This window comes from Streptomyces sp. NPDC053048 (assembly GCF_044547045.1).
Lineage (GTDB): Bacteria > Actinomycetota > Actinomycetes > Streptomycetales > Streptomycetaceae > Streptomyces.
On sequence record NZ_JBITZS010000006.1, the window covers coordinates 1 to 21,290 of the forward strand.

The 21,290-nt window shown below is 73.4% G+C and carries 16 protein-coding genes; 5 read left to right on the plus strand and 11 right to left on the minus strand.

The features are described from left to right. Positions 1–379 precede the first annotated feature (379 nt). Together ACIG36_RS16620 and ahcY are read right to left on the minus strand one after the other, a co-directional pair. Positions 380–1,000, minus strand: coding sequence for a hypothetical protein (locus ACIG36_RS16620; protein WP_399927662.1), 621 nt, complete (start codon positions 998–1,000; stop codon positions 380–382). A gap of 114 nt (positions 1,001–1,114) precedes the next feature. After that, positions 1,115–2,569 (minus strand): adenosylhomocysteinase, encoded by a 1,455-nt coding sequence (ahcY, locus tag ACIG36_RS16625; protein ID WP_399927665.1) that lies wholly within the window; start codon positions 2,567–2,569, stop codon positions 1,115–1,117. Between the two features lie 323 nt (positions 2,570–2,892). Here ahcY and ACIG36_RS16630 point away from each other — a divergent pair, with 323 nt between their 5' ends. Next, complete coding sequence (locus ACIG36_RS16630; RefSeq protein WP_399927667.1) at positions 2,893–4,950, plus strand: fructose-specific PTS transporter subunit EIIC; 2,058 nt, start codon at positions 2,893–2,895, stop codon at positions 4,948–4,950. Between the two features lie 88 nt (positions 4,951–5,038). Here the strand turns inward: ACIG36_RS16630 and ACIG36_RS16635 are convergent, their stop codons facing one another. The 6 genes from ACIG36_RS16635 to ACIG36_RS16660 form a co-directional block, all read right to left on the minus strand. After that, positions 5,039–6,013, minus strand: coding sequence for a cation diffusion facilitator family transporter (locus ACIG36_RS16635; protein WP_399927669.1), 975 nt, complete (start codon positions 6,011–6,013; stop codon positions 5,039–5,041). Between the two features lie 113 nt (positions 6,014–6,126). Beyond that, positions 6,127–7,332: a mannose-6-phosphate isomerase, class I gene (gene manA, locus ACIG36_RS16640; protein ID WP_399927672.1), complete on the minus strand. Its 1,206-nt coding sequence runs from the start codon at positions 7,330–7,332 to the stop codon at positions 6,127–6,129. A 57-nt stretch (positions 7,333–7,389) separates the two neighbouring features. Then, positions 7,390–8,571 carry an SIS domain-containing protein gene (locus ACIG36_RS16645; protein ID WP_399927674.1) on the minus strand — a complete coding sequence of 394 codons (1,182 nt, stop codon included), beginning with the start codon at positions 8,569–8,571 and terminating at the stop codon, positions 7,390–7,392. Between the two features lie 70 nt (positions 8,572–8,641). Next, positions 8,642–8,827, minus strand: a complete 186-nt coding sequence (locus ACIG36_RS16650; protein WP_399927677.1) for a Trm112 family protein — start codon at positions 8,825–8,827, stop codon at positions 8,642–8,644. 191 nt (positions 8,828–9,018) lie between these two features. Continuing rightward, positions 9,019–10,380, minus strand: a complete 1,362-nt coding sequence (locus tag ACIG36_RS16655; protein WP_399927680.1) for a phosphomannomutase/phosphoglucomutase — start codon at positions 10,378–10,380, stop codon at positions 9,019–9,021. A gap of 96 nt (positions 10,381–10,476) precedes the next feature. Beyond that, positions 10,477–10,917, minus strand: coding sequence for a DUF3499 domain-containing protein (locus ACIG36_RS16660; protein WP_399927683.1), 441 nt, complete (start codon positions 10,915–10,917; stop codon positions 10,477–10,479). Positions 10,918–11,190: 273 nt separating this feature from the next. On the opposite strand from ACIG36_RS16660, the gene ACIG36_RS16665 reads away from it, so the two are divergent. Then, complete coding sequence (locus tag ACIG36_RS16665) at positions 11,191–11,655, plus strand: metallopeptidase family protein (RefSeq protein WP_399927685.1); 465 nt, start codon at positions 11,191–11,193, stop codon at positions 11,653–11,655. A gap of 45 nt (positions 11,656–11,700) precedes the next feature. Here ACIG36_RS16665 and ACIG36_RS16670 read toward each other — a convergent pair whose 3' ends face one another. The 3 genes from ACIG36_RS16670 to ACIG36_RS16680 form a co-directional block, all read right to left on the minus strand. Beyond that, positions 11,701–13,245, minus strand: coding sequence for a DUF5719 family protein (locus tag ACIG36_RS16670; protein ID WP_399927687.1), 1,545 nt, complete (start codon positions 13,243–13,245; stop codon positions 11,701–11,703). Then, the gene (locus tag ACIG36_RS16675) at positions 13,242–16,931 is read right to left on the minus strand and encodes a glycosyltransferase (protein ID WP_399927690.1); all 3,690 of its coding nucleotides are present in this window, start codon (positions 16,929–16,931) and stop codon (positions 13,242–13,244) included. The genes ACIG36_RS16670 and ACIG36_RS16675 overlap by 4 nt, the downstream gene beginning before the upstream one ends. Positions 16,932–17,393: 462 nt before the next feature. Then, positions 17,394–17,657 (minus strand): WhiB family transcriptional regulator, encoded by a 264-nt coding sequence (locus tag ACIG36_RS16680; protein WP_004952403.1) that lies wholly within the window; start codon positions 17,655–17,657, stop codon positions 17,394–17,396. Positions 17,658–18,372: 715 nt separating this feature from the next. Here ACIG36_RS16680 and ACIG36_RS16685 point away from each other — a divergent pair. From ACIG36_RS16685 to ACIG36_RS16695, 3 genes are read left to right on the plus strand one after another with little or no spacing between them, the layout of a single operon-like run. Next, the gene (locus tag ACIG36_RS16685; RefSeq protein WP_399927693.1) at positions 18,373–18,879 is read left to right on the plus strand and encodes a cysteine dioxygenase; all 507 of its coding nucleotides are present in this window, start codon (positions 18,373–18,375) and stop codon (positions 18,877–18,879) included. 48 nt (positions 18,880–18,927) lie between these two features. Further along, positions 18,928–19,905 (plus strand): 2-phospho-L-lactate transferase, encoded by a 978-nt coding sequence (cofD, locus tag ACIG36_RS16690; RefSeq protein ID WP_399927696.1) that lies wholly within the window; start codon positions 18,928–18,930, stop codon positions 19,903–19,905. After that, positions 19,902–21,263, plus strand: coding sequence for a coenzyme F420-0:L-glutamate ligase (locus ACIG36_RS16695; protein WP_399927698.1), 1,362 nt, complete (start codon positions 19,902–19,904; stop codon positions 21,261–21,263). The genes cofD and ACIG36_RS16695 overlap by 4 nt, the downstream gene beginning before the upstream one ends. Positions 21,264–21,290 lie beyond the last annotated feature (27 nt).

Genomic DNA, 21,290 nt, shown 5'->3' on the forward strand with positions numbered 1-21,290 from the left:
TCAAGGAACGGACGCTTCCTTTGTACTCACCCTCTCGGGCTTTCCTCCGGGCGCTTCCCTTCGTTGTTTCCAACCTTACCAGATCCGTTTTCCGGTCCCTCCCGCTTCTTAATGAAGCAGTCGGTCCGAATTCCGTTTCCGGCCCCCTGTTGGCGGGGCGTTTCGACTTTATCAGAATTCTTTCCGGCCGATCACATCGGCTTTCCGAATCCTGAAGGGAGTCGAGGCGCTTCGTTTTTGTGATGTGCTCACTGACCGAAGCTGGTCAGATCCTAACCGTTGCAGTGGACTGGGTCCACCTCGTCGCAACCGTTCGAATCTACCTCCCCGCGGAACCCGTGTCAACGGTTTCTGTGGGGCGAAGAGAACAGTACCAGGTTCAGCGGGCCCCGAAGGACGACGGCGGGCTCTCCAGGTCCTCGAGCTCCACCCCGGGAGCCGACAGCACCACGTCGCCCGCGAGGTGGACGGCGTACTGCTCCCCCGTGTCCAGCTCGCTGACCTGGTACTCGTCCACTTCCAGCGGGCCGTTGTCAGTGGCGTGTGCTGTCCTGGCGACCAAGGCCCAGGACTGGTCCAGCGTGCGGGGGGCGAGGACGGGCGCGGTGAAGGAGACGAGGCGGATCCGGACCGGCTCGTCCCCGGGGGACAGGCGGAGGAGACGGCTGATGGCCACGTAGAAGGCGGGGGAAGCGCCGGTGAAGGTGTGGGCTCGGACGTTGCCCTCCGTCGCGTGCTCGCCGGTCGGGTCGGTGCGGACCCAGGTGACGCCGTCGAGTGCGGCGCCGCGCACCTGCCAGTCCGCGCGCTGGAGCTGGAGGCGGATGGGGCGGCCGAGGCCGTCGATGGCGAGGTCGACCGAGCCGGCGGGGGTGCCGGAGGGGCCGGTCAGCTGCGAGACGTAGCGCCAGCCGGAGGGGCCGGTGGCGCAGTGGAAGTGCTCGTTGCCGAGGGGGGAGTGATCGTGGGGGTCGTGGAGCGAGTAGCGGCCGCGAGGCATGGTGGGGTCCTTGACACGAACGGGACAGGCCCCCGCCATGGGGGCGGGGGCCTGTTCTACCAGGTACTGAAGCGGTTACCGAGGCGGCTGCCGGGGGTGTCGGCAGCGGCGCGGTCAGTAGCGGTAGTGGTCGGGCTTGTACGGGCCCTCCACCGGGACACCGATGTACGCCGCCTGCTCCGGGCGGAGCACCGTGAGCTTGACGCCGAGGGCATCGAGGTGGAGACGGGCGACCTTCTCGTCCAGGTGCTTGGGCAGGACGTAGACGTCGGTCGGGTACGACTCGGGCTTGGTGAAGAGCTCGATCTGGGCCAGCGTCTGGTCCGCGAACGAGTTCGACATCACGAAGGACGGGTGGCCGGTGGCGTTGCCGAGGTTGAGCAGGCGGCCCTCGGACAGCACGATCAGGACCTTGCCGTCGGGGAAGGTCCAGGTGTGCACCTGGGGCTTGACCTCGTCCTTGACGATGCCCGGGATCCTGGCCAGGCCGGCCATGTCGATCTCGTTGTCGAAGTGGCCGATGTTCCCGACGATGGCCTGGTGCTTCATCTTGGCCATGTCGGTGGCCATGATGATGTCCTTGTTGCCCGTCGTGGTGACGAAGATGTCGGCGATCTCGACGACCTCGTCCAGGGTGGTGACCTGGTAGCCGTCCATCGCCGCCTGCAGGGCGTTGATCGGGTCGATCTCGGTGATGATCACCCGCGCGCCCTGGCCGCGCAGCGACTCCGCGCAGCCCTTGCCGACGTCGCCGTAGCCGCAGACGACCGCGACCTTTCCGCCGATCAGGACGTCGGTGGCGCGGTTGATGCCGTCGATGAGGGAGTGGCGGCAGCCGTATTTGTTGTCGAACTTCGACTTGGTGACCGCGTCATTGACGTTGATCGCCGGGAAGAGCAGCGTGCCGTCGCGCTGCATCTCGTACAGACGGTGGACGCCGGTCGTGGTCTCCTCGGTGACGCCGCGGATCTCCGACGCCAGCTGCGTCCACTTCTGCGGGTTCTCGCCGAGGGTGCGGTTGAGGAGCGTGAGGATCTGGGCGTACTCCTCGCTGTCGGCCGTCGCCGGGTCCGGGGCGGCGCCCGCCTTCTCGAACTCGACGCCCTTGTGCACCAGGAGGGTGGCGTCACCGCCGTCGTCCAGGATCATGTTGGGGCCGCCGGTGGCGGTGCCGGGCCAGGTCAGGGCCTGCTCCGTGCACCACCAGTACTCCTCCAGCGTCTCGCCCTTCCAGGCGAAAACGGGCACGCCCTGCGGGTTCTCGGGGGTGCCGTCGGGGCCCACCGCGATGGCCGCGGCTGCGTGGTCCTGGGTGGAGAAGATGTTGCAGGACGCCCAGCGCACCTGGGCGCCCAGCGCCACCAGGGTCTCGATGAGGACGGCCGTCTGCACGGTCATGTGCAGCGAGCCGGTGATGCGGGCGCCGGCCAGCGGCTGGGCCTCCGCGTACTCCTTGCGGATCGCCATCAGGCCGGGCATCTCGTGCTCGGCGAGGGTGATCTCCTTACGACCGAAGGCCGCCAGCGACAGGTCCGCGACCTTGAAGTCCTGGCCGGTAGTGAGAGTCATACGGGCTGCTCCTCTAGGGCGAGCTGGAGTGGGTACGGCTGTGCACGCGGTCAGCCCAGCGTGGGCACGGTTGGTTCCACACTGATCCCCTGGCCGCAGCTCAGTCCGTCGGAGGCCCTCTCTCCCTCGGTCGGCCCGTCGCGCGGGCCGCCCGACCGCCATCAGCAGCGACGTCTGGCTCTGCCACGAATCTACACCGGGGGGTGTGGCGAACCCCAGCCCCCTCGGCCCCCGTTCGGCCCCGTCGCTCCTGCCCTCCGGGCCCGCTCCTGTTGCAGGATGCGGAGGAGGATCGATGCCGGCCGAGTGGTGAGGAGGACCGCGTGACGCCTTCAGCCGATCCCCCGGCGCGCCCGGCGGCCAGTGGACAGCGGCTCGGACTGATCGCCGTGACCGCCTGCCCCACCGGCATCGCCCACACCTATATGGCGGCGGAGAAGCTGGTCCAGGCCGCGGAAGCGCTCGGCCATGACATCAAGGTGGAGACGCAGGGCTCGATCGGGGCCGAGAACGTGCTGTCCGACGAGGACGTCCGGCGGGCGGACGGCGTCATCATCGCCGCCGACAAGGACGTCGACCGGGCCCGGTTCGCCGGCAAGCGCGTGCTGGTGGTGGGAGTCGCCGAGGGGATCCACCACGCCGAGCAGTTGATCGAGCGGGTGCGGGACGCCCCGGTGTACGAGCCGGTGGGCGGCGCCCGGGGAGGCGGTCCCGACGAAGGCCGGCGAACCGGGCTCGGTGCCGGAGCCGGCGGTGGGCGCGGTGTCGTCTACGGGTCGTTGATGAACGGGGTCTCCTACATGATCCCGTTCGTCGTCGTCGGCGGCCTGCTCATCGCGGTGTCGCTGGCGCTGGGCGGGCATCCGCAGCCGGACGGCGGACTGGTGATTCCCGAAGGGTCCTTCTGGAAGCACGTCTTCGACATCGGCGACATCGGCTTCAAGCTGATGATCCCGGTGCTGTCCGGATACATCGCCTACGCCATCGCCGACCGCCCCGCCCTCGTGCCCGGGATGATCGGCGGCTGGATCGCCAACACCGGCGCGCTCTACGACTCCGAGTCGGGCGCGGGCTTCATCGGCGCGATCGTGACGGGCTTCCTGGCCGGGTACGCGGTCCTGTGGATCAAGAGAGTCCGGGTTCCGGCATTCGTCCGGCCGATCATGCCAATCATCGTGATCCCGGTCCTGTCGACGGCGGCCGTCGGGCTCTTCTTCATCCATGTGCTCGGCCGCCCGATCTCATGGGTCTTCGAGCACCTCACCTCCTGGCTGGGCGGGCTGACCGGGACCAGCGCCGCTCTGCTGGGGGTGGTGCTGGGCCTCATGATCGCCTTCGACATGGGCGGGCCGGTCAACAAGACGGCGTTTCTCTTCGGCGCGGGGCTGGTCTCGAGGAACCCCGAGGTCATGGGCATGTGCGCGGCGGCCATTCCGGTGCCGCCGCTGGGACAGGGGCTGGCGACGGTGCTGCGGCGCGGGCTGTTCGTCGATCAGGAGCGGGAGACGGGCCTGGCCGCGCTGTTCATGGGCTTCTTCGGCATCACGGAGGGCGCGATCCCGTTCGCCGCCGCGCGGCCGGCGCGCGTCATCCCGGCGAACATGGCGGGCGGTGCGGTGGCCGGTGCCATCGCGGGGCTCGCCGCAGTCAAGGACAGCGTGCCGCACGGCGGTCCGATCGTGGCGGTGCTGGGGGCGGTCGCCGGTGTGCCGATGTTCTTCGTCGCCATCGCCATCGGCATGGCCGTGACCGCGCTGACGACCGTCACGCTGATGACGCTGGGCGCCCCCGGCGCCCGTTCGCCGCTGCCCGTTCCGCGTGCCGCAGCGGGGGGACGGGCGGCCGGGGTGCGGGCCCCAGTGGCACAGGGCGTTCCCGGGGCGACCGTGGCTGCGGCGACCGTGGCCGCGGCGGGGGCTCCGCCCGTCGTGCTCTCCGGCTGCCTCACCGAGCGGACGGTGCGCCAGGACCTCGCGGCGGACCACAAGGAAGCGGCGATCCGGGAGATGGCCGAACTCCTCGCGGCCACCGGCAAGGTGACGGACATCGAGGGCCTGGTGCGCGCCAACCTCGCCCGGGAGGTGATGGGGACGACGGGTCTGGGCGAGGGAATCGCGATCCCGCACGCGAAGACGGACGCGGTCTCCGAGCCGCTGGTCGGCTTCGCCCGCTCGGCCGAGGGCATCGAGTGGGGGGCGCTGGACGGGACGCCGGCCCGGCTCGTGTTCATGATCGCGGTGCCGGAGGCGGCGGCGGGCGACGAGCATCTGCGCCTGCTGGCGCTGCTGGCGCGCAAGCTGCTGGACGCGGACTTCCGGGAGCGGTTGCTGGAGGCGCCGGACACGACGGCGATCCTGCGGGTGCTGGCGGAGGTGGGCTGAGGGAAGCGCCGCGTCAAAAGCAAACCGGCCGGACCGAGGCGACGGGCTGCCCGCCCTCCCCGGTCCGGCCGGCCGTTCTCACTGGGTGTCAGTGTGCAGTGGGTGCGGGGCCGCCCGGCGTCGCCGCCGGGTCCGCGCCCGCCGCGGCCGCGCTCTCGCTGTAGACGTCCGGCTCCAGGTAGATCACCCGGGCGATCGGGACCGCCGCGCGGATGCGGGTCTCGGCCTCGTCGATCGCGCGGGCCACCTGGGCGGCGGTGTCGCTGTGGCGCACCGCGATCTTCGCGGCGACGAGGAGCTCCTCGGGGCCCAGGTGGAGGGTGCGCATGTGGATGACGCCGACGACCGTCTCACCGTCGACGGCAGCGGCGCGGATCTTGGCGACCTCCTCCGGTCCCGCGGCCTCGCCGAGCAGCAGCGACTTGGTCTCGGCGGCCAGCACCAGCGCGATCAGGACGAGGAGGGCGCCGATGCACATCGTGCCGATGCCGTCCCAGATGCCGTCACCGGTGATGATCGTCAGGCCGACGCCGCCGAGCGCGAGGACGAGGCCGACGAGCGCGCCCAGGTCCTCCAGCAGGACGACGGGCAGTTCGGGCGCCTTGGCCGTGCGGATGAAGGAGCCCCACGACTGCTTGCCGCGGAGCTCGTTCGACTCCTTGACGGCCGTGCGGAAGGAGAACGACTCGGCGATGATCGCGAAGACGAGCACGCCGACCGGCCAGTACCAGTTGTCGAGCTCGTGCGGGTGCTTGATCTTCTCGTAGCCCTCGTAGAGGGCGAAGACGCCGCCGATGGTGAACAGCACGATGGAGACGAGGAAGCCGTAGATGTAGCGCTCGCGGCCGTAGCCGAACGGGTGCTCCTCGGTCGCCTTCCGCTGGGCCTTCTTGCCGCCGAGCAGCAGCAGCGCCTGATTGCCGGAGTCGGCGACCGAGTGCACGCCCTCGGCGAGCATCGACGACGAGCCGCTGAACGCGAAGGCGACGAACTTCGCCGCCGCGATGGCCAGGTTGGCGCCCAGCGCGGCGACGATGGCCTTGGTTCCGCCTGTTGCACTCATATGTAACGGGATATCCCTTCCGCGACTCCGCTGCTGCGGTTGCCTTTACAGTCCCTTTACTGGTTACGGCGGGTCATTGTCGCAGCAGCCGGGACGGAATGCGCGTCAGGAGGTCACTGTGGCGCGGGCACCACGGCCCGGAAGAGGGAACCCTCGCCGTCCGCCGTCACCGGCTCCCCCGCCTGTACATAGGCGGACTCGCCGCGGGCCAGGGCCAGTTCGGTGCCGTCCGCGCCGCGCAGGCGGGCCGAACCGGCTACGCACAGCAGGATCTGCGGCGTACCGGCGTCGAGCCGGTGGGGGCCGGAGCCGGGGGCGAGCGCGTAGCGGGACAGGCGGAACTCCTCGACCGGCGTCTCGTACACCTCCGCGCCGTCGGGGTCCGCCTCCGGGCGCAGGACGCGCGGTTCGGTGGCCTCGAAGCGGACGATCCGCAGCAGTTCGGGGACGTCGACGTGCTTGGGGGTCAGGCCGCAGCGCAGCACGTTGTCGGAGTTGGCCATGATTTCGACGCCCAGGCCCTCGAGGTAGGCGTGCGGGACGCCGGCGCCCAGGTAGAGGGCTTCGCCGGGCTGCAGGCGGACATGGTTGAGGAGCATGGCGGCGATGACGCCGGGGTCGCCGGGGTAGTGACGGGCGATGGAGGCGTAGGCGGCGTAGGCGGCCCGGTGCGGTCCGGTGCCGGTGGCCAGGCGCTCGGCGGCGTGCGCGGCCCGCTGCACCGTCTCGGCCATGGCGTCGCGCTCGGCGCTCAGCACGGCGGTGAGCATCTCGCGCAGCGCGGCGTCCTCGGGGTGGGCGTGCAGGAGGTCGGCGTAGGGCTTGAGGGAGTCGACGTCGAGGGCGGCGAGCAGCTCGGCGGTGGCGTCGGGGGCGCGGAAGCCGCACAGTCCCTCGAAAGGGGTCAGGGCGCAGATCAGCTCGGGCTTGTGGTCGGCGTCCTTGTAGTTGCGGTGCGCGGCGTCCAGCGGGACGTGGCGCGCCTCCTCGTCGGCGAAGCCGGCCCGTGCCTGCTCGAGGTCGGGGTGGACCTGCAGGGAGAGGGGGTCGGCGGCGGCGAGCAGTTTGAGGAGGAACGGCAGCCGGGGGCCGAAGCGTCGCGCTGCCGCGGGGCCGAGCTCGCCCTCGGGGTCGGCGGCGATCACGTCGCCGAGCGCGACCGGTCCGGTGCCGCGGTCGACGAGGGAGGGGGCCCCGGGGTGGGCGCCCATCCACAGCTCGGCCTGGGGTTCGCCGGTGGGCGGGGTGCCGAGCAGCTCGGGGATCGCGGTGGTGGAGCCCCAGGCGTAGGGGCGCACGGTGTTGACGAGGCGGTCCATGGGCGTTCCTGGGGGACGTGTTCTGTGGGACGTGGTCTGCGCGGGACGTGTTCTGTTCTACGGGGTGGAGGCGAGCGCCAGGTACACGGCGGCGAAATCCGTGATGGCCAGGAGTTCGGCGGCGGTCTCCAGGGGGCTGTTGCCCTCGGTCGCCTCGAGCTCGCTGATGGGGGTGTCGCGGTGCAGGGCCAGCTCGCGGGCGGCGGGGATGGGCGAGGTGACGGCCGGTTCCCGCTCGCGGAGCAGGACGACGCGGGCGTGCAGGGCCTCGGGTTCCTCCACCCGGTCGCGGAAGAAGTCCTCGGGGTCGGCGCCAGCGGCGAAGGCCCCGGCGAGCAGGGTGCCGTGCGCGGTGAGCGCTTCGGGGAGCTCTCCGGCGAGCGCCGGGCGGCCGGCGAGGGCGGCGAGGACCCTGGCGAAGCGGCGGCCGGCCGCGGCGGCGAGCTCGCCCTCGGTCCAGATCAGCGGGAGGGTGTCGGCCAGCTCGGCCGCCAGGGTCTTGGCCGGGTTGCTGTACGTGGCGATGGCGGGGCCGCAGCGCTCGGCGATCTGGTCGAGGCGGTCGGCGAGCGATTCGAGGGCGGCGGGCGGGGCGCCGAGCAGGCCGATGCGGTCGCCGAGCGCGAGCAGCGGGGTGAGCAGGGACCACAGGGTGCCGGGCCCGGTGGGCAGCACGCTGTCGGAGGTGTCGCCCAGGATCCCGCCGCTGCCGCCGTTCCCGCGGTCGGCCATGGCGGCCTCGTACGGGGTGGTGGTCAGCGGGATCGCGAGTCCGCGGGCCTGCACGGTGGCCTCGGCGAGCGGGGAGCCGGCGGGGGCGACGGTGACGACGGAGCTGCCGCGCCGGGAGGCCTGCTCGAGGAGGAGGGCCAGGCCCGGCTCGGTGCCGTCGGGGCTGGCGACGAGGAGGAGGTCGAGCGGGCCCGTCCAGCCGGGGAGCGCCCAGCGCAGGGCTCCCGGGGCGGGGGCCACGCCGGCCGGCCGGATCAGCGTGACGGGGCAGCTGTCCCCGGCGAACGCGGCGAGCAGGTCGGCGGTGGAGCCGGCCGCGGGGCCGGGGCCGGCGACCAGGACGGTGCGCGGGCGACCGTCCGGGCGCAGACCGCCCACGCCCGCCTCGGCGGCGTTGCGGGCGGCCGTGCGGACCCGGGCGCCGGATTCGGCGGCGCCCCGGAGCAGGCCGTGGAGGTCGGCGCGGGAGAGGCCGTCGGGGTTATCGAGGAGTGACTCGTCGAACAACGTTGATCAGCCTCCGGTCGCCGTGCTGTACGGGGTGCCCGCCGGCGGCGTGCCGGTCGGGCCGGTCGCCTCAGGCGGGGCGGCGGGCCTCGTCCACGAGCAGGACGGGGATGCCGTCGCGGATGGGGTAGGCCAGGCCGCAGCTCTCGCCCTCGCACACCAGCTCGGGGTTCTCCTCGTCGGCGGTCTCCTCGCGGAGCGGGGCGTGGCACGCGGGGCAGGCGAGGATCTCCAGGAGGCCGGCTTCGAGCGGCATGAGGGGGTTCCCTTCGGGGATGCGGGTCTTTGGGGTCAGCGTAAGCCACCGGCCCGGCCGGTCCGGGGTCGGACGTGCGGGCCGGTGGGGGGTGGTTTCCCGCCCGGTGCCGCCCGGGTGCCGTCCGGATGTGGCCCAGGTGCCGTCCGGATGTCGGCCGGGTGCCGTCCGGGGGCGTCGGGCGGCCCCGGTCAGGCCCGCACGATCGCCAGGACCTCGTCCCGCACCCGCGCCACGGTCGCCTCGTCGCGTGCCTCCACGTTCAGGCGGAGCAGGGGCTCGGTGTTGGAGGCGCGGAGGTTGAACCACCAGTCGGCGGTGGTGACCGTCAGGCCGTCGAGCTCGTCGAGCGTGGCGCCCTCCAGGCCCTGGTAGGCGGCCTTGACGGCGGCGGCGCGGCCGGCCTGGTCGGCGACCGTGGAGTTGATCTCGCCGGAGGCGGCGTAGCGGTCGTACTGGCGGACGAGCTCGGACAGCGGGCCCGGCTGGCCGCCGAGGGCCGCCAGCACGTGCAGGGCCGCCAGCATGCCGGTGTCGGCGTTCCAGAAGTCGCGGAAGTAGTAGTGGGCCGAGTGCTCGCCGCCGAAGATCGCGCCGGTGCGGGCCATCTCCTGCTTGATGAAGGAGTGCCCCACGCGCGTGCGGACGGCCTCGCCGCCGTGCTCCGCGACGACCTCGGGCACCGACCACGAGGTGATCAGGTTGTGGATGATCGTGCCGCCGGGGTGCTTGGCCAGCTCGCGGGCGGCGACCAGGGCGGTGATCGCGGACGGCGGGACGGGCTCGCCGCGCTCGTCGACGACGAAGCAGCGGTCGGCGTCGCCGTCGAAGGCGAGGCCGATGTCCGCGCCCGTCTCACGGACCTTGGCCTGGAGGTCGACGATGTTCTTGGGGTCGAGGGGGTTGGCCTCGTGGTTGGGGAAGGTGCCGTCCAGCTCGAAGTACATGGGGACCAGGTCGACCGGCAGCCCGTCGAGGACGGTGGGGACGGTGTGGCCGCCCATGCCGTTGCCGGCGTCGACGACGACCTTCAGGGGGCGGATCGTGCCGAGGTCGACCAGGGAGCGCAGGTGCGCGGCGTAGTCGGCGAGGACGTCGCGCTGGGTGATCTTCCCGGGGGTGGCGACGGCCTCGGGGGCAGCGCCGCCCTCGGACCAGCCCTCCACGAGCGTGCGGATCTCGGCGAGCCCGGTGTCCTGGCCGACGGGGGCCGCACCGGCGCGGCACATCTTGATGCCGTTGTACTGGGCGGGGTTGTGCGAGGCGGTGAACATGGCGCCGGGCAGGCCGAGTTGACCGCTGGCGAAGTAGAGCTCGTCGGTCGAGCAGAGGCCGATCTCGGTGACGTCCACGCCGCGCGCCGCGGCGCCGCGCGCGAAGGCCCGGGACAAACCGGGCGAGGAGGGGCGCATGTCGTGGCCGACGACGATGGCGCTCGCGGCCGTGACCTGGGCGAAGGCAGCGCCGAACAGCTCGGCCAGTGACTCGTCCCACTGGTCGGGCACGACGCCGCGCACGTCGTACGCCTTCACGATCTGCGACAGCTCAGCCACAGCCAACCCCTCCTGGAGTCCGGTTCGGGACAACAAACCTACCTGCCGGGACCGACAATCCGGACCGCGCCGGCGGGTGCCCGGCCGTACGGCTCGTCAGGAGTCGGGGGACCTCAGGACCCTGAGGTGGCCTCGGCGGGCGACCTCCATCGGGTCGGCGCCCCGCCCGGTGGGCCCGACGGCGCCGGGCGTGGGGGCGGGCGCGGTGGGCCGCTCCTGGGGACGGGCCGCCTCGCGCACGGCGTTGGCGAGCGCCTCGAGGTCGTCACCGCTGGGACGGGTGGGGCCGCTGTCGACGGCGAGACGGACGACGTCCCAGCCGCGGGGCGCGGTCAGCCGCTCGGAGTGCTCGGCGCACAGGTCGTAGCAGTGGGGTTCGGCATAGGTGGCGAGCGGGCCGAGGACGGCGGTCGAATCGGCGTAGACGTACGTCAGCGTCGCGACGGCCGGGCGGCCGCACGCGGTGCGCGAACAGCGACGTACAGGGCTCACGAGGTTGGACGGTACCGCACTCTTGAGCGGGCCGCGACGACTCACCCCCGGCTCACTCCTCCGTGTCGTCCCGGTTCGTCCGGTGGACGCCGTTGCCGAACCGCCTGGTTGACCTACCGGAGGGGCGGGGCACGAGCCACCGGTGACCGAGAAATCTGTCACCACCAAGCACACATAGTGTCATTCGGCATGCGGCCGCCGATCCCGGAGGTGGCTTTAATCGATCGCATAGATGACCGGAACGCTCATCGGGCGACATGCCATGAGATGGGCGGCTACCGCGTGCGTACGACCGCCCGGCGGATACCCTCGGGAGTGATGGACAGCCCCGTACCTCCCCGACCGACCGGACCGCGACCGCGCCACCGCGACCGCCACGGACGCGGCATGCGCGGGCCCATCGCGCCCCCTCAGGTCCCCCTGTCGGTCAGCCGGGCCGAGGCGTTCGTCGACCTCGTGCAGGACTCCGCGGAACGGCTGGAAAGGCGCTGGCCGCAGCTGTCGGCGGTGGAGTTCGTGGTGCTCGAGGTGCCGGTCGGCGCCGCCGGCGCCACCGGGAGCACGCTGGACCTCCTCGACGGCGAGACGGTACCGCTCGGCCGGTACGTCGCCGCGCACGGGGACGACCCCGACCGGATCGTCGTCTACCGCCGTCCGGTGGAAATCCGTACCAAAACGCGTGACGAGCGCGCGCTGCTCGTTCACGAGGTCGTGGTCGAACAGGTCGCCGAACTCCTGGGGCTCGCACCCGAGTCGGTGGACCCGCGCTACGGACAGGACTGACCGGCACCGCCTCATCAGCGGTGGCGGGCCGTCAGCCAGCGGCCCTCAGTCGTTCAGCATCGACAGGTCCTGCTCGGCCTCCGGCACCGCCACCGTCGAGCGGTCGTCGGAAACCGGCTGGAGCGTGAACAGCGGAACACCGTCCTTCGGCAGCGCCAGCACGCGGGCGGCGTACACCGGTCCGCCTGAGACCTTCTCCACCGTCAGCGCGTACACACCCCTGCCGCCGGCCGGCCGCGGCGGCTCGACCGCCAGCGTGCTGCCGGCCCCCACCTCGTAGGTCCGGGTGACCGGTGTGCCGCCCCCGCTGCCCGCCGACGCCGTCACCCGCACCCGGGCGGCCCGGCCGGGCGCGGTCAGCGCCAGCGTGCCGCCCTGGGCGCGGTTGTCGGCGACGGTGCCGCGCTCGTCGATCGCGCGCGTGGCCGCGGCGAACGCCGTCTCCCGGGCCTCGCCCTTGCCACGCGTGACCCGCAGGGCGGCCACGAACGGAGCGCTGCCGTGCTCGGCGGTCAGCAGCAGTGATCCCGCCTCGCCCCTGGTGACGTCCCCCAGCTCCTCGACCGCCGTCGTGCCGCTCCTGATGTGCAGCGACTCATGGCCCGCCGGGCTGATCGAACCGCCGGGGCCCGCGAGCCTCACCATGACGTCGGCGTCCCGCGGGCCCGGCGCGAACACCACCAGCCGCACGGAGGTGGCATCGGCCGGAATGCCCGGCAGCACCACGCCCGCCGCGGCGTCGGCGGACGGCGGCAGCCAGTCGCCGCCCAGCTTTTCCTCGGCCGCCCGCAGCGCCGCACCCACCCGGCCGGAACGCGCCGCCACATGGAGGGTGAGGTTGTCCTGGGGGGCGTCCGTCAGGGTCGGCAGGAGCACCTGAACGGTCGACCGGGGCGGGACGCCGACGCCTTCCCCCGCGGGGGTGCCGATCCTGCCGTCCACGCCGTACAGCTCGAGGTCGACGACGGCCGCCGAGCCGTCGGGGTTCGTCAGGTGGACGTAGTCCTGTCGGCTCTTGGCGGTGCTCGCGCCCGGGAACCAGAACGAGGTGTCCGGCGCGGTGCAGGCGACGCCGTACAGCCCGCGCCCGTCCCCCGCGCCGACCACCGTGGTCAGCTGGGCGGTCCAGCCGGGGGCGAGGGCGCCGTCGGCGGTGCCGAGGAGGGCGGGGGCGTCGGGGCGGTCCGTGGTGACGGTGACGGGTCTGCCGGGCTCCACGAGGGAGAGGACCGGCTTGCCCGCGTCCCGCTCGCCCTTGGCAGCCTGCGTCGTCTTGCCGCCCTTGTCGCCCTTGTCGCTCCTGTCGCCCGCCACCGGACCATGGCCCGCCGCCGGCAGCAGCCGCGCCGGGTGCGCGGGCGGCCCGGCGCCCTCGTGCGGCGGCGTGAAGGCGGTGTACGTCGTCTCCCCCGCGCCGGAGGGCGCCGCTGCCGGGCACAGCAGCGTGGAGCGTTGCACGGGCAGACGCGCGGCGCTCGTACCGCCGGCCGTCGTGCCGCGCTCCGGAGGCGGCGGGTTGAGCGCGGCCACACCCGTGACGACGGCCAGCGACGCCGTGACCGCGAACAAGGACAGAGTGGTGCTCTTCACCGCTGCTCGCTCCCGTCACGGCCGTGCCCGTCGCCCGCGCCGTACGTCGTGTCGGACTGCCCCTGCTCGTAGGGCTGCGCCTGGCCGTAGCCGTACGGGTCGTAGGCCCCGGCCGCGTACGGGTCGGGGTACCCGCCCTCGCCCGGGTACGCGCCGTCGTGGGCCGCCTGGGTGCCGTAACCGCCCTCCGGGTACGGCCGCGGCTGCCCGTAGCCCGCCTGCGCCGGATCCCATCCCGGGTACGGCTGCTCGGGCGCGGCCGCGTACGGATCGGCCGAGGGGGCCGGAACGTGCTGATCCGGGCCGGCGGCCGTACTCGTGCTGCCGGCCGCGCCCGCGAGCACGGCCGTCCTCCCGGCCGCAGCCTCCGCGGCTGCCCGCAGCCGGCGGGCCCGGCGGCCCTCTCCCGGCGCGGGCTGTGCCGGCACGGCCACTGCCGCCGCCTCCGGCAGGTCGTCGTCGGCCGCGCGGCGGCGGCCAGGCAGTGCGAGCACGACGAGGACCGCCGCCAGCAGTCCTTGCGCCCACAGCCACGCCGTGCGGGCGCCCGACGGCTCGTGGACGAGGGTCAGCCGACCACCCTCGGCGGGCAGCCGGAAGCCCTGCGCCCAGCCGTCGACCGTGACGGGCTCGAGCGCCCGGCCGTCGAGCGTCGCCCGCCAGCCGGGGGCGGCCCGGTCCGCGATCCGCAGCACCCTGCCGCGCGCGCCCGCGGGGATCGCGGTGCGCGCCTCGACGGGCCCGGCGGCGACGGGCACCGGGGCGGGCTGCTGTTCCGCGCCCTCCGCGCGCGTGCCGGGGGCCTCCGGCCGGGTGCCGGTGACGATCGCGACGCGGGCGACCTGCCGGTCCACCCGCCACAGCGCGCCGTGTTCCTGCCGACTGAGCCGGGTCAGCCCGGGGGTGGCGTCCAGGACGCGGGCCGTCGTCTCCTGGCCTCCGCCGGACGCACCGGCAGAGGCATGGTCGCGCACCAGCACATAGCCGACGGCGTAGCCCGCCAGACGGGCCGCCTGGTCGGCGCCGGAGCCCGCCACGAGGTGGGCGACCGTCGCGTCGAGCCGGTGGTCGCGCCCGGCGGCCGCCACCGCCTCGGCGTCGCCCAGCCGGGCACCGGAGCCGCGTACGAGCGCGTAGGTGACGCGGCCGCCTCCGGCGGCCAGCACCAGAGTGCGGGCCTGGTCGCGGGTGCCCGCCTCCTCCGCGACGAACGCCGGCACCTGCACCGCCTCGCGCCGCTCCAGCGGCCCGGCCGCGCCCTTCGCCGTCCACAGGACGGCGGCGAGCAGCGGGGCCGCCCCGGCGGCGAGGGCGATCAGGCCCGCCAGCGGCTGCCGCCAGCCGAAGCCGTGCGCGGCCACCCGGTCGCGGGCGCCCTCGGCACCGACGACGGCCGCCGCGATCAGGGCCAGGCCATGGACGAGGGTGGCGGGCCCCGCCCAGCACCAACCATTGGACAGGGCCGCGCACAGCAGCCCGGCCAGGGCCACGGCCCAGGCGGTGCGCACGTCCCGGCGCCGGTCCTCGCGCAGCAGTGCGGCGAGCGCGGCGAGCAGGAGGCCCGTCAACAGCAGGGCACCGAAGGTCCCCGGCCCGCCGGGATCGCCCGTCAGCAGCCGCAGGGGCGCGTGCGTGCCGTGCCCGTACCCCGGCGCGCCCGCCTCGTCCAGGAAACGGCCGGGGTGGGCAAGCAGCCGCAGCGACCAGGGCGCGAGGACGAGCAGGGGCGTGCCGGTGGTCACCGCCAGCACCCGCAGCCCGTGCCGGGCGGCCGGCGCGCCCCCGCCATCGGCCACCCGCCGCAGCACGACCGCGAGCCCCGACGCGAGGGCCAGGGGCCACACCACGGGGGTGAAGGCGGTGGTGACGGTGAGCAGCAGCGCGTACGTCCAGCACGCGCGCGTGGCGGACGTCGGGGCCGTGGCGGCGCGCCGCCCCCAGGCCGTGACGGCCGCGCGGGCCATCAGGGGCAGCAGCACGGCCAGGACGGCCGTGCCCAGCCTGCCTGTGGCCAGCGCACCCGTGACGGCGGGCAGGAGGGCGTAGGTCACGCTCCCCCAGGCCCGCAGCAGCCGGGAGCCGGTCAGCGGGCGGGAGGCGACGTAGGCGCTGAGCCCGGCGAGCGGTACCGAGCAGACCAGGAGGAGGGTGAGGGCGAAGCCGGTGGAGCCCAGGAAGAGCGTCGCCAGGGCGGCCAGGATCGCCAGGTAGGGCGGCGCGCCCCCCGTGGTGCCCACGCCCGCCGGATGCCAGTCGCCGGTGTAGGCGGCCCACAGGGCGGACGCGTCGCCGGGCGCCGGCAGCAGGGCGCCGCCGGAGAGCGTGCCGCCGCCGAACAGGCCGCGGCAGGCGACGGCGGAGACGAGCAGGAGAAGGGCGAAGAGAACGGGCGCGGGTTTGCGGGCGATGCGCCGGAGCCGGGCGAACTGCTCGACCTCGAGGTAGTCGGCGTCGTCGCCGCCGGGGCCGGATTCGACGGCACCGTGGCGCCCGGAGTACGCGGGCACGTCGTCCGTCCTGCCGCCGAAGTCGCTCACCAGCTGTTCGACGGTGGCACGGACGGTCGCACCGGGCGGCGGGAAGAGCGGGCGCAGGGCGTGCGGCGCGGCCTTCGGCTCGGCGCGCCGCGCACGGGCCGCGCGCAGGCGCCCGGGGCGCAGGAGGACGGCGGCGAGCCCCGCGACTTCGTCGAGCGCCTGCCCCGGCGCCTTGCCGACGAGGTAGCCGAGCGTGCGCAGCAGCGTGCCGAGCACGAGCCGGAGCAGGACGTACGGCAGCAGCGGGCCGTGGGTGTTGGCGAGCAGGGTGTAGACGGAGCCGGACTTGTCGACGCGGTGCGGGTTGACCCTGCTGCGGCCGACGCAGTCGACGGGGCGGCGCTCGCGGGCGGCGGCCTCGGCGTGGCGCAGCACGGCGTCGGGTGCGACGAGCACGCGGTGGCCGTCGGCGTGGGCGCGCCAGCACAGGTCGACGTCGTCGCGCATGAGCGGCAAGCGCGGGTCGAAGCCGCCGAGCTCGCGGTAGACGTCGCGGCGGATGAGCATGCCGGCGGTGGAGACCGACAGCACGGGCCGCACCTGGTCGTGCTGTCCCTGGTCCTGTTCGCGGCGTTCGAGCCCGGTCCAGCGGCGGCCGCTGCGGGCGATGGAGACGCCGGCCTCGAGCAGCTGTCTGCGGTCGTACCAGCTGCGGATCTTGGGTCCGATGACGGCAGCGTCCGGCTCGGCCTCGGCCACCCGCAGGAGTTCGTGCAGGGCCGCGGGCTCGGGTGCGCAGTCGTCGTGGAGCAGCCACAGCCACTGGACGGGTTCGAGGTCGGCGCGGTCGCCGTCGTCGCCGTCCTCGGTCCAGCCGCGGCTGACGGGATCCCAGCCGCTGGAGCGCTTGAGGTAGGGCAGGTCGTCGGCGGTGTGCACGGGGGCCGTGCGGACGGCCTCCTCGACCGCGGTGCCGAAGCCGGAGCGGCGGGCGAGGTGCAGGACGTGGTCGGCGCCGAGGGCGTCGGCGAGCAGGCGGCGGGAGTCGTCGGCGCTGCCGGTGTCGGCCGCGACCGCGTACTGCACCGGCCGTTCCTGGCCGAGCAGCCCGGAGAGGGCGTCGGGGAGCCAGCGGGCGCCGTCGTGGGCGACGAGCACGGCGGTGACGACGTGCCGGGGGAACGCCGGGGGAATGGTGGGGTCGAACATGGCAGGTGCGGGCCCCGGTTCGGTGAGTCTGTTCGGTGGAGACTGCGGTGAGGACTGCGGTGACGCGCGACCGCCCCGCGGAGGCCGACCGCCCGGCGGGGGCGTCGGGCCTCGGGCGAACGCCGGCCCGTCGGCCGTCGGAGGCGTCGCGGCCCTGGGAGGGTACCGGGCCCCGGAGGGCGCCCGGCGCGTTCCGGACGGGGTCTCACCCTGACGGGGACTCACCTTGACGGAGGCTCACCCGGCGGTCGCAGCGACGGGCCGGCGACCGGTGGCCATTGACCGGCGACCGGCGGCCGGGAAGAACAGCGGTCCGCCTCTCGCTTGCGGGTGCGAGAGACGGACCGTGCGATATGAAGCGTGCGGTGGTGGAGGGTGGAGCGGACAGCCCCTCAGTCCCCTTGGCCTGCCGTGAACAAGACATCTCGTCAGATCAATGACGTCAGGTCGTGGCGCCCGGCCTCAGACCGCGGCCTTCTTGAGGCGGCGGCGCTCGCGTTCGGACAAGCCGCCCCAGATACCGAAGCGTTCGTCGTTGGCCAGGGCATATTCAAGGCATTCCGAACGGACTTCACAGGCGAGGCAGACCTTCTTCGCCTCACGCGTGGATCCGCCCTTTTCGGGGAAGAAGGACTCGGGGTCGGTCTGAGCGCACAACGCGCGCTCCTGCCAGCCGAGCTCCTCGTCCGCCTCCTCGACCAGCAGTTGCTGGAACAGCTCGGTCATGTGCGCCCCTCGTCTGATTGCGTCCCCGTGTGCTGCCGCGGGTCAGTTGCGGCAGAACGACACGAGTGAAATTACAAGTGCGCCGATCCGGGCCAGTCAAGCCGGGATCTGCTATTGGGCCCCTTATTCACTCTGCGGAACCAAGGCTGAGCGGAAAGTTGCCAAATCATCACAAGAGTGGACACTTCCCTCAGCCATCACAAACACCCCACCGTCCCCATATTCGGGGGTCCGAGGAAGGGGCCGGCGAAGGAGCCGACAAAGGAGCCGGAACGATGTTTAACGGCTCCACCCGCCGCCCCACTGTCCGCACACTCCGCGACACAAACCTTCGGCCCGACTCAGTAACCGGATGAGTGAAAGATAGGCACCAAAACGGACATCCGGTTGACAGGCGGGCGGTCGACCCGGTCTCCTTGTTCGCATGCCAGCGACCTCTGTCCCCCTGGCCTCTGCCCTGGGGAACCTCAGCCTGACCCGCGCTTACGGGTCCCGCTGTGCTGTGCACGCGCGCTGTCGCTGTTCCAGCTGTTGATGCCGAACCGCTTTCGCTCCAGCTGATCTTTTCCCGAGCCCTTCCCGGATCGTTTTCCGGCTCCGGTCGGCTCTCCTTGCTGCTTGGTTCCCGCCTCCCCCTTCCTTCCTTGCGCGGCCTGATCGTCCGATCATCCGGCCCGTGCCGCCGCCCCCGCACATCCGTCGAGGAAACCCACACATGAACAGCGACGTCCAGATCGCCGGCGACCCGCTCGCCCTCCCGCACCTGATGCCGCCGCCCGCCGCCCACCCCGCCACCGTCGCCGAGTTCGCCGGCCTCGCCCGCGCCATCGCCGCCGACACCGCCTCCTGGGCCCCGCTCGTGCGGTACGACGCCCTCAGCCGCTGGTACCACCGGCTGCGCACCGGCCCCGGCTACGAGGTCTGGCTGCTGAGCTGGGTGCCCGGCCAGGGCAGCGGGCCGCACGACCACGGCCCCTCCTCCGGGGTGATGACCGTGCTGCGGGGAGAACTGTCGGAGCGCTCCGGGGGCACGCACCGCGTGCTGGGCGCGGGCGCGCAGCGGGTCTTCGCGCCCGGGTACGCCCACGAGGTCGTCAACGACTCGCTCGAGCCGGCGGTGAGCCTGCACGTCTATTACCCGGGGCTCACGGAGATGCCGATGCACCGGGCGGAGGGCGTGCAGGGCGTGCACTGCGGTGCGCACGCTGCCGCGGCGCTCTAGCGCCCGCCCTTCTTCAGAGCCGTGATGCTCTGGTGACAGACTGCGGTCATGCAGCGCATTGTGGTTCTGGCCGGCGGGATCGGGGGCGCCCGCTTCCTTCGTGGCCTCAAGTCAGCAGTCCCCGACGCCGAGATCACCGTCATCGGGAACACCGGCGACGACATCCATCTGTTCGGGCTCAAGGTCTGCCCCGACCTCGACACCGTGATGTACACGCTCGGCGGTGGCATCCACGAGGAACAGGGGTGGGGGCGCGCGGACGAGTCCTTCTCCGTGAAGGAGGAGCTCGCCGCGTACGGCGTCGGACCCGAATGGTTCGGGCTCGGCGACCGTGACTTCGCCACGCACATCGTGCGGACGCAGATGCTCGGCGCCGGGTATCCGCTCAGCGCCGTCACCGAGGCGCTGTGCGCGCGGTGGCAGCCCGGAGTGCGGCTGCTGCCGATGAGCGACGACCGGGTCGAGACGCACGTTCTGATCGACGACCCGGAGGGCGCGGAAGGGGCGGGGGCCAGGAAGGCCGTCCACTTCCAGGAGTACTGGGTGCGGATGCGGGCCTCGGTGCCCGCTCACGCGATCATTCCGGTGGGGGCCGAGCAGGCCAAGCCGGCACCGGGGGTGCTCGAGGCGATCGCCGCGGCGGACGTCATCCTCCTCCCGCCGTCCAACCCCGTCGTCAGCGTCGGCACGATCCTGGGCGTGCCCGGTGTGCGCACGGCCGTCGCCGACTCCGCCGCGCCCGTCGTCGGGCTCTCCCCCATCGTCGGCGGAGCGCCGGTGCGGGGCATGGCCGACAAGGTGCTCGAGGCCGTCGGGGTCGAGTCGACGGCCGCAGCGGTCGCCCGGCACTACGGGTCGGACCTGCTGGACGGCTGGCTGGTCGACTCGGTGGACTCCGCCGCCGTGGCCGACGTCGAGGCCGCGGGCATCCGGTGCCGGGCCGTGCCCCTGATGATGAGCGACGTCGAGGCGACGGCCGCGATGGCGCGCGAGGCGCTGGCGCTGGCCGAGGAGGTGCGGCAGTGAGCACGGAGCTCGGTTCCGGGTACCGCGTGTGGGCCGTGCCGGGAATTCCCGAGGTGCGTCCCGGGGACGACCTCGTCAAGATCATCGCTGCTGCCGCGACGAGCGAGGGGCAGCCGGGGCTCGCCGACGGTGACGTCCTCGTCGTCACCTCGAAGATCGTCAGCAAGGCGGAGGGACGGATCCTGGCGGCCGAGGACCGCGAGGCCGCGATCGACGCGGAGACGGTGCGGCTGGTGGCCCGGCGCGGGTCGCTGCGCATCGTCGAGAACCGGCTGGGACTGGTCATGGCCGCCGCCGGAGTCGACGCCTCCAACACAGAGGCGGGCACGGTGCTGCTGCTGCCCGAGGACCCCGACGCCTCCGCCCGCCGGATCCGGGACGGGCTGCGGGACGCGCTGCGCGTGGACGTCGGCGTGATCGTCACCGATACGGCCGGGCGGCCGTGGCGCAAGGGGGTGACGGACTTCGCCATCGGCGCGGCCGGGGTGCGGGTCGCCGACGATCTGCGCGGGGGCGTGGACGCGTACGGGAATCCGCTGGTCGCCACCGTGGTCGCCACCGCCGACGAGCTGGCCGCCGCCGGGGACCTGGTGAAGGGCAAGGCCGGGGGGCTGCCCGTCGCCGTGGTGCGGGGGCTGGCCCGGGTGGTTGTCGGTGGCCAGGACGCCGGCGACGGCAATGGCAATGGCGATGCCGATGCCGACGGTGCTCGGTGGCTCGTCCGGGGCGGACCGGACGACATGTTCCGGCTCGGGACCTCCGAGGCCGTGCGCGAAGCGGTTTCGCTGCGGCGGACCGTGCGGGAGTTCACGGACGATCCCGTGGACCCGGGCGCCGTGCGGCGGGCCGTCGCCGCTGCCGCCACCGCGCCGGCTCCGCATCACACGACGCCCTGGCGGTTCGTGCTGCTGGAGTCCGAGTCGTCGCGGACGCGGCTGCTGGACGCCATGCGCGACGCGTGGGTCGCGGATCTGCGGGCGGACGGGCTCTCGGAGGAGCGCATCGCGCGGCGGGTGCGGCGGGGGGACGTGCTGCGGAAGGCGCCCTACCTGGTGGTGCCGTGCCTGGTGATGGACGGGTCGCACAGCTATCCGGACGCGCGGCGGTCGGCGGCGGAGCGGGAGATGTTCGTGGTGGCGGCGGGGGCCGCCGTGCAGAACTTCCTGGTCACGCTGGCCAGTGAGCGGCTGGGGTCGGCGTGGGTGTCGTCGACGATGTTCTGCCGGGACGTGGTGCGGGAGGCTCTGGAGCTGCCGGAGGGGTGGGATCCGATGGGAGCCGTCGCCGTGGGGCGGGCGGCGGAGGCGCCGCGGGAGCGGGCGCCTCGGGACGCCTCGGCGTTCATGGTGGTGCGGTAGCGCCACCATGCCCCGAGCCCGCGCCGG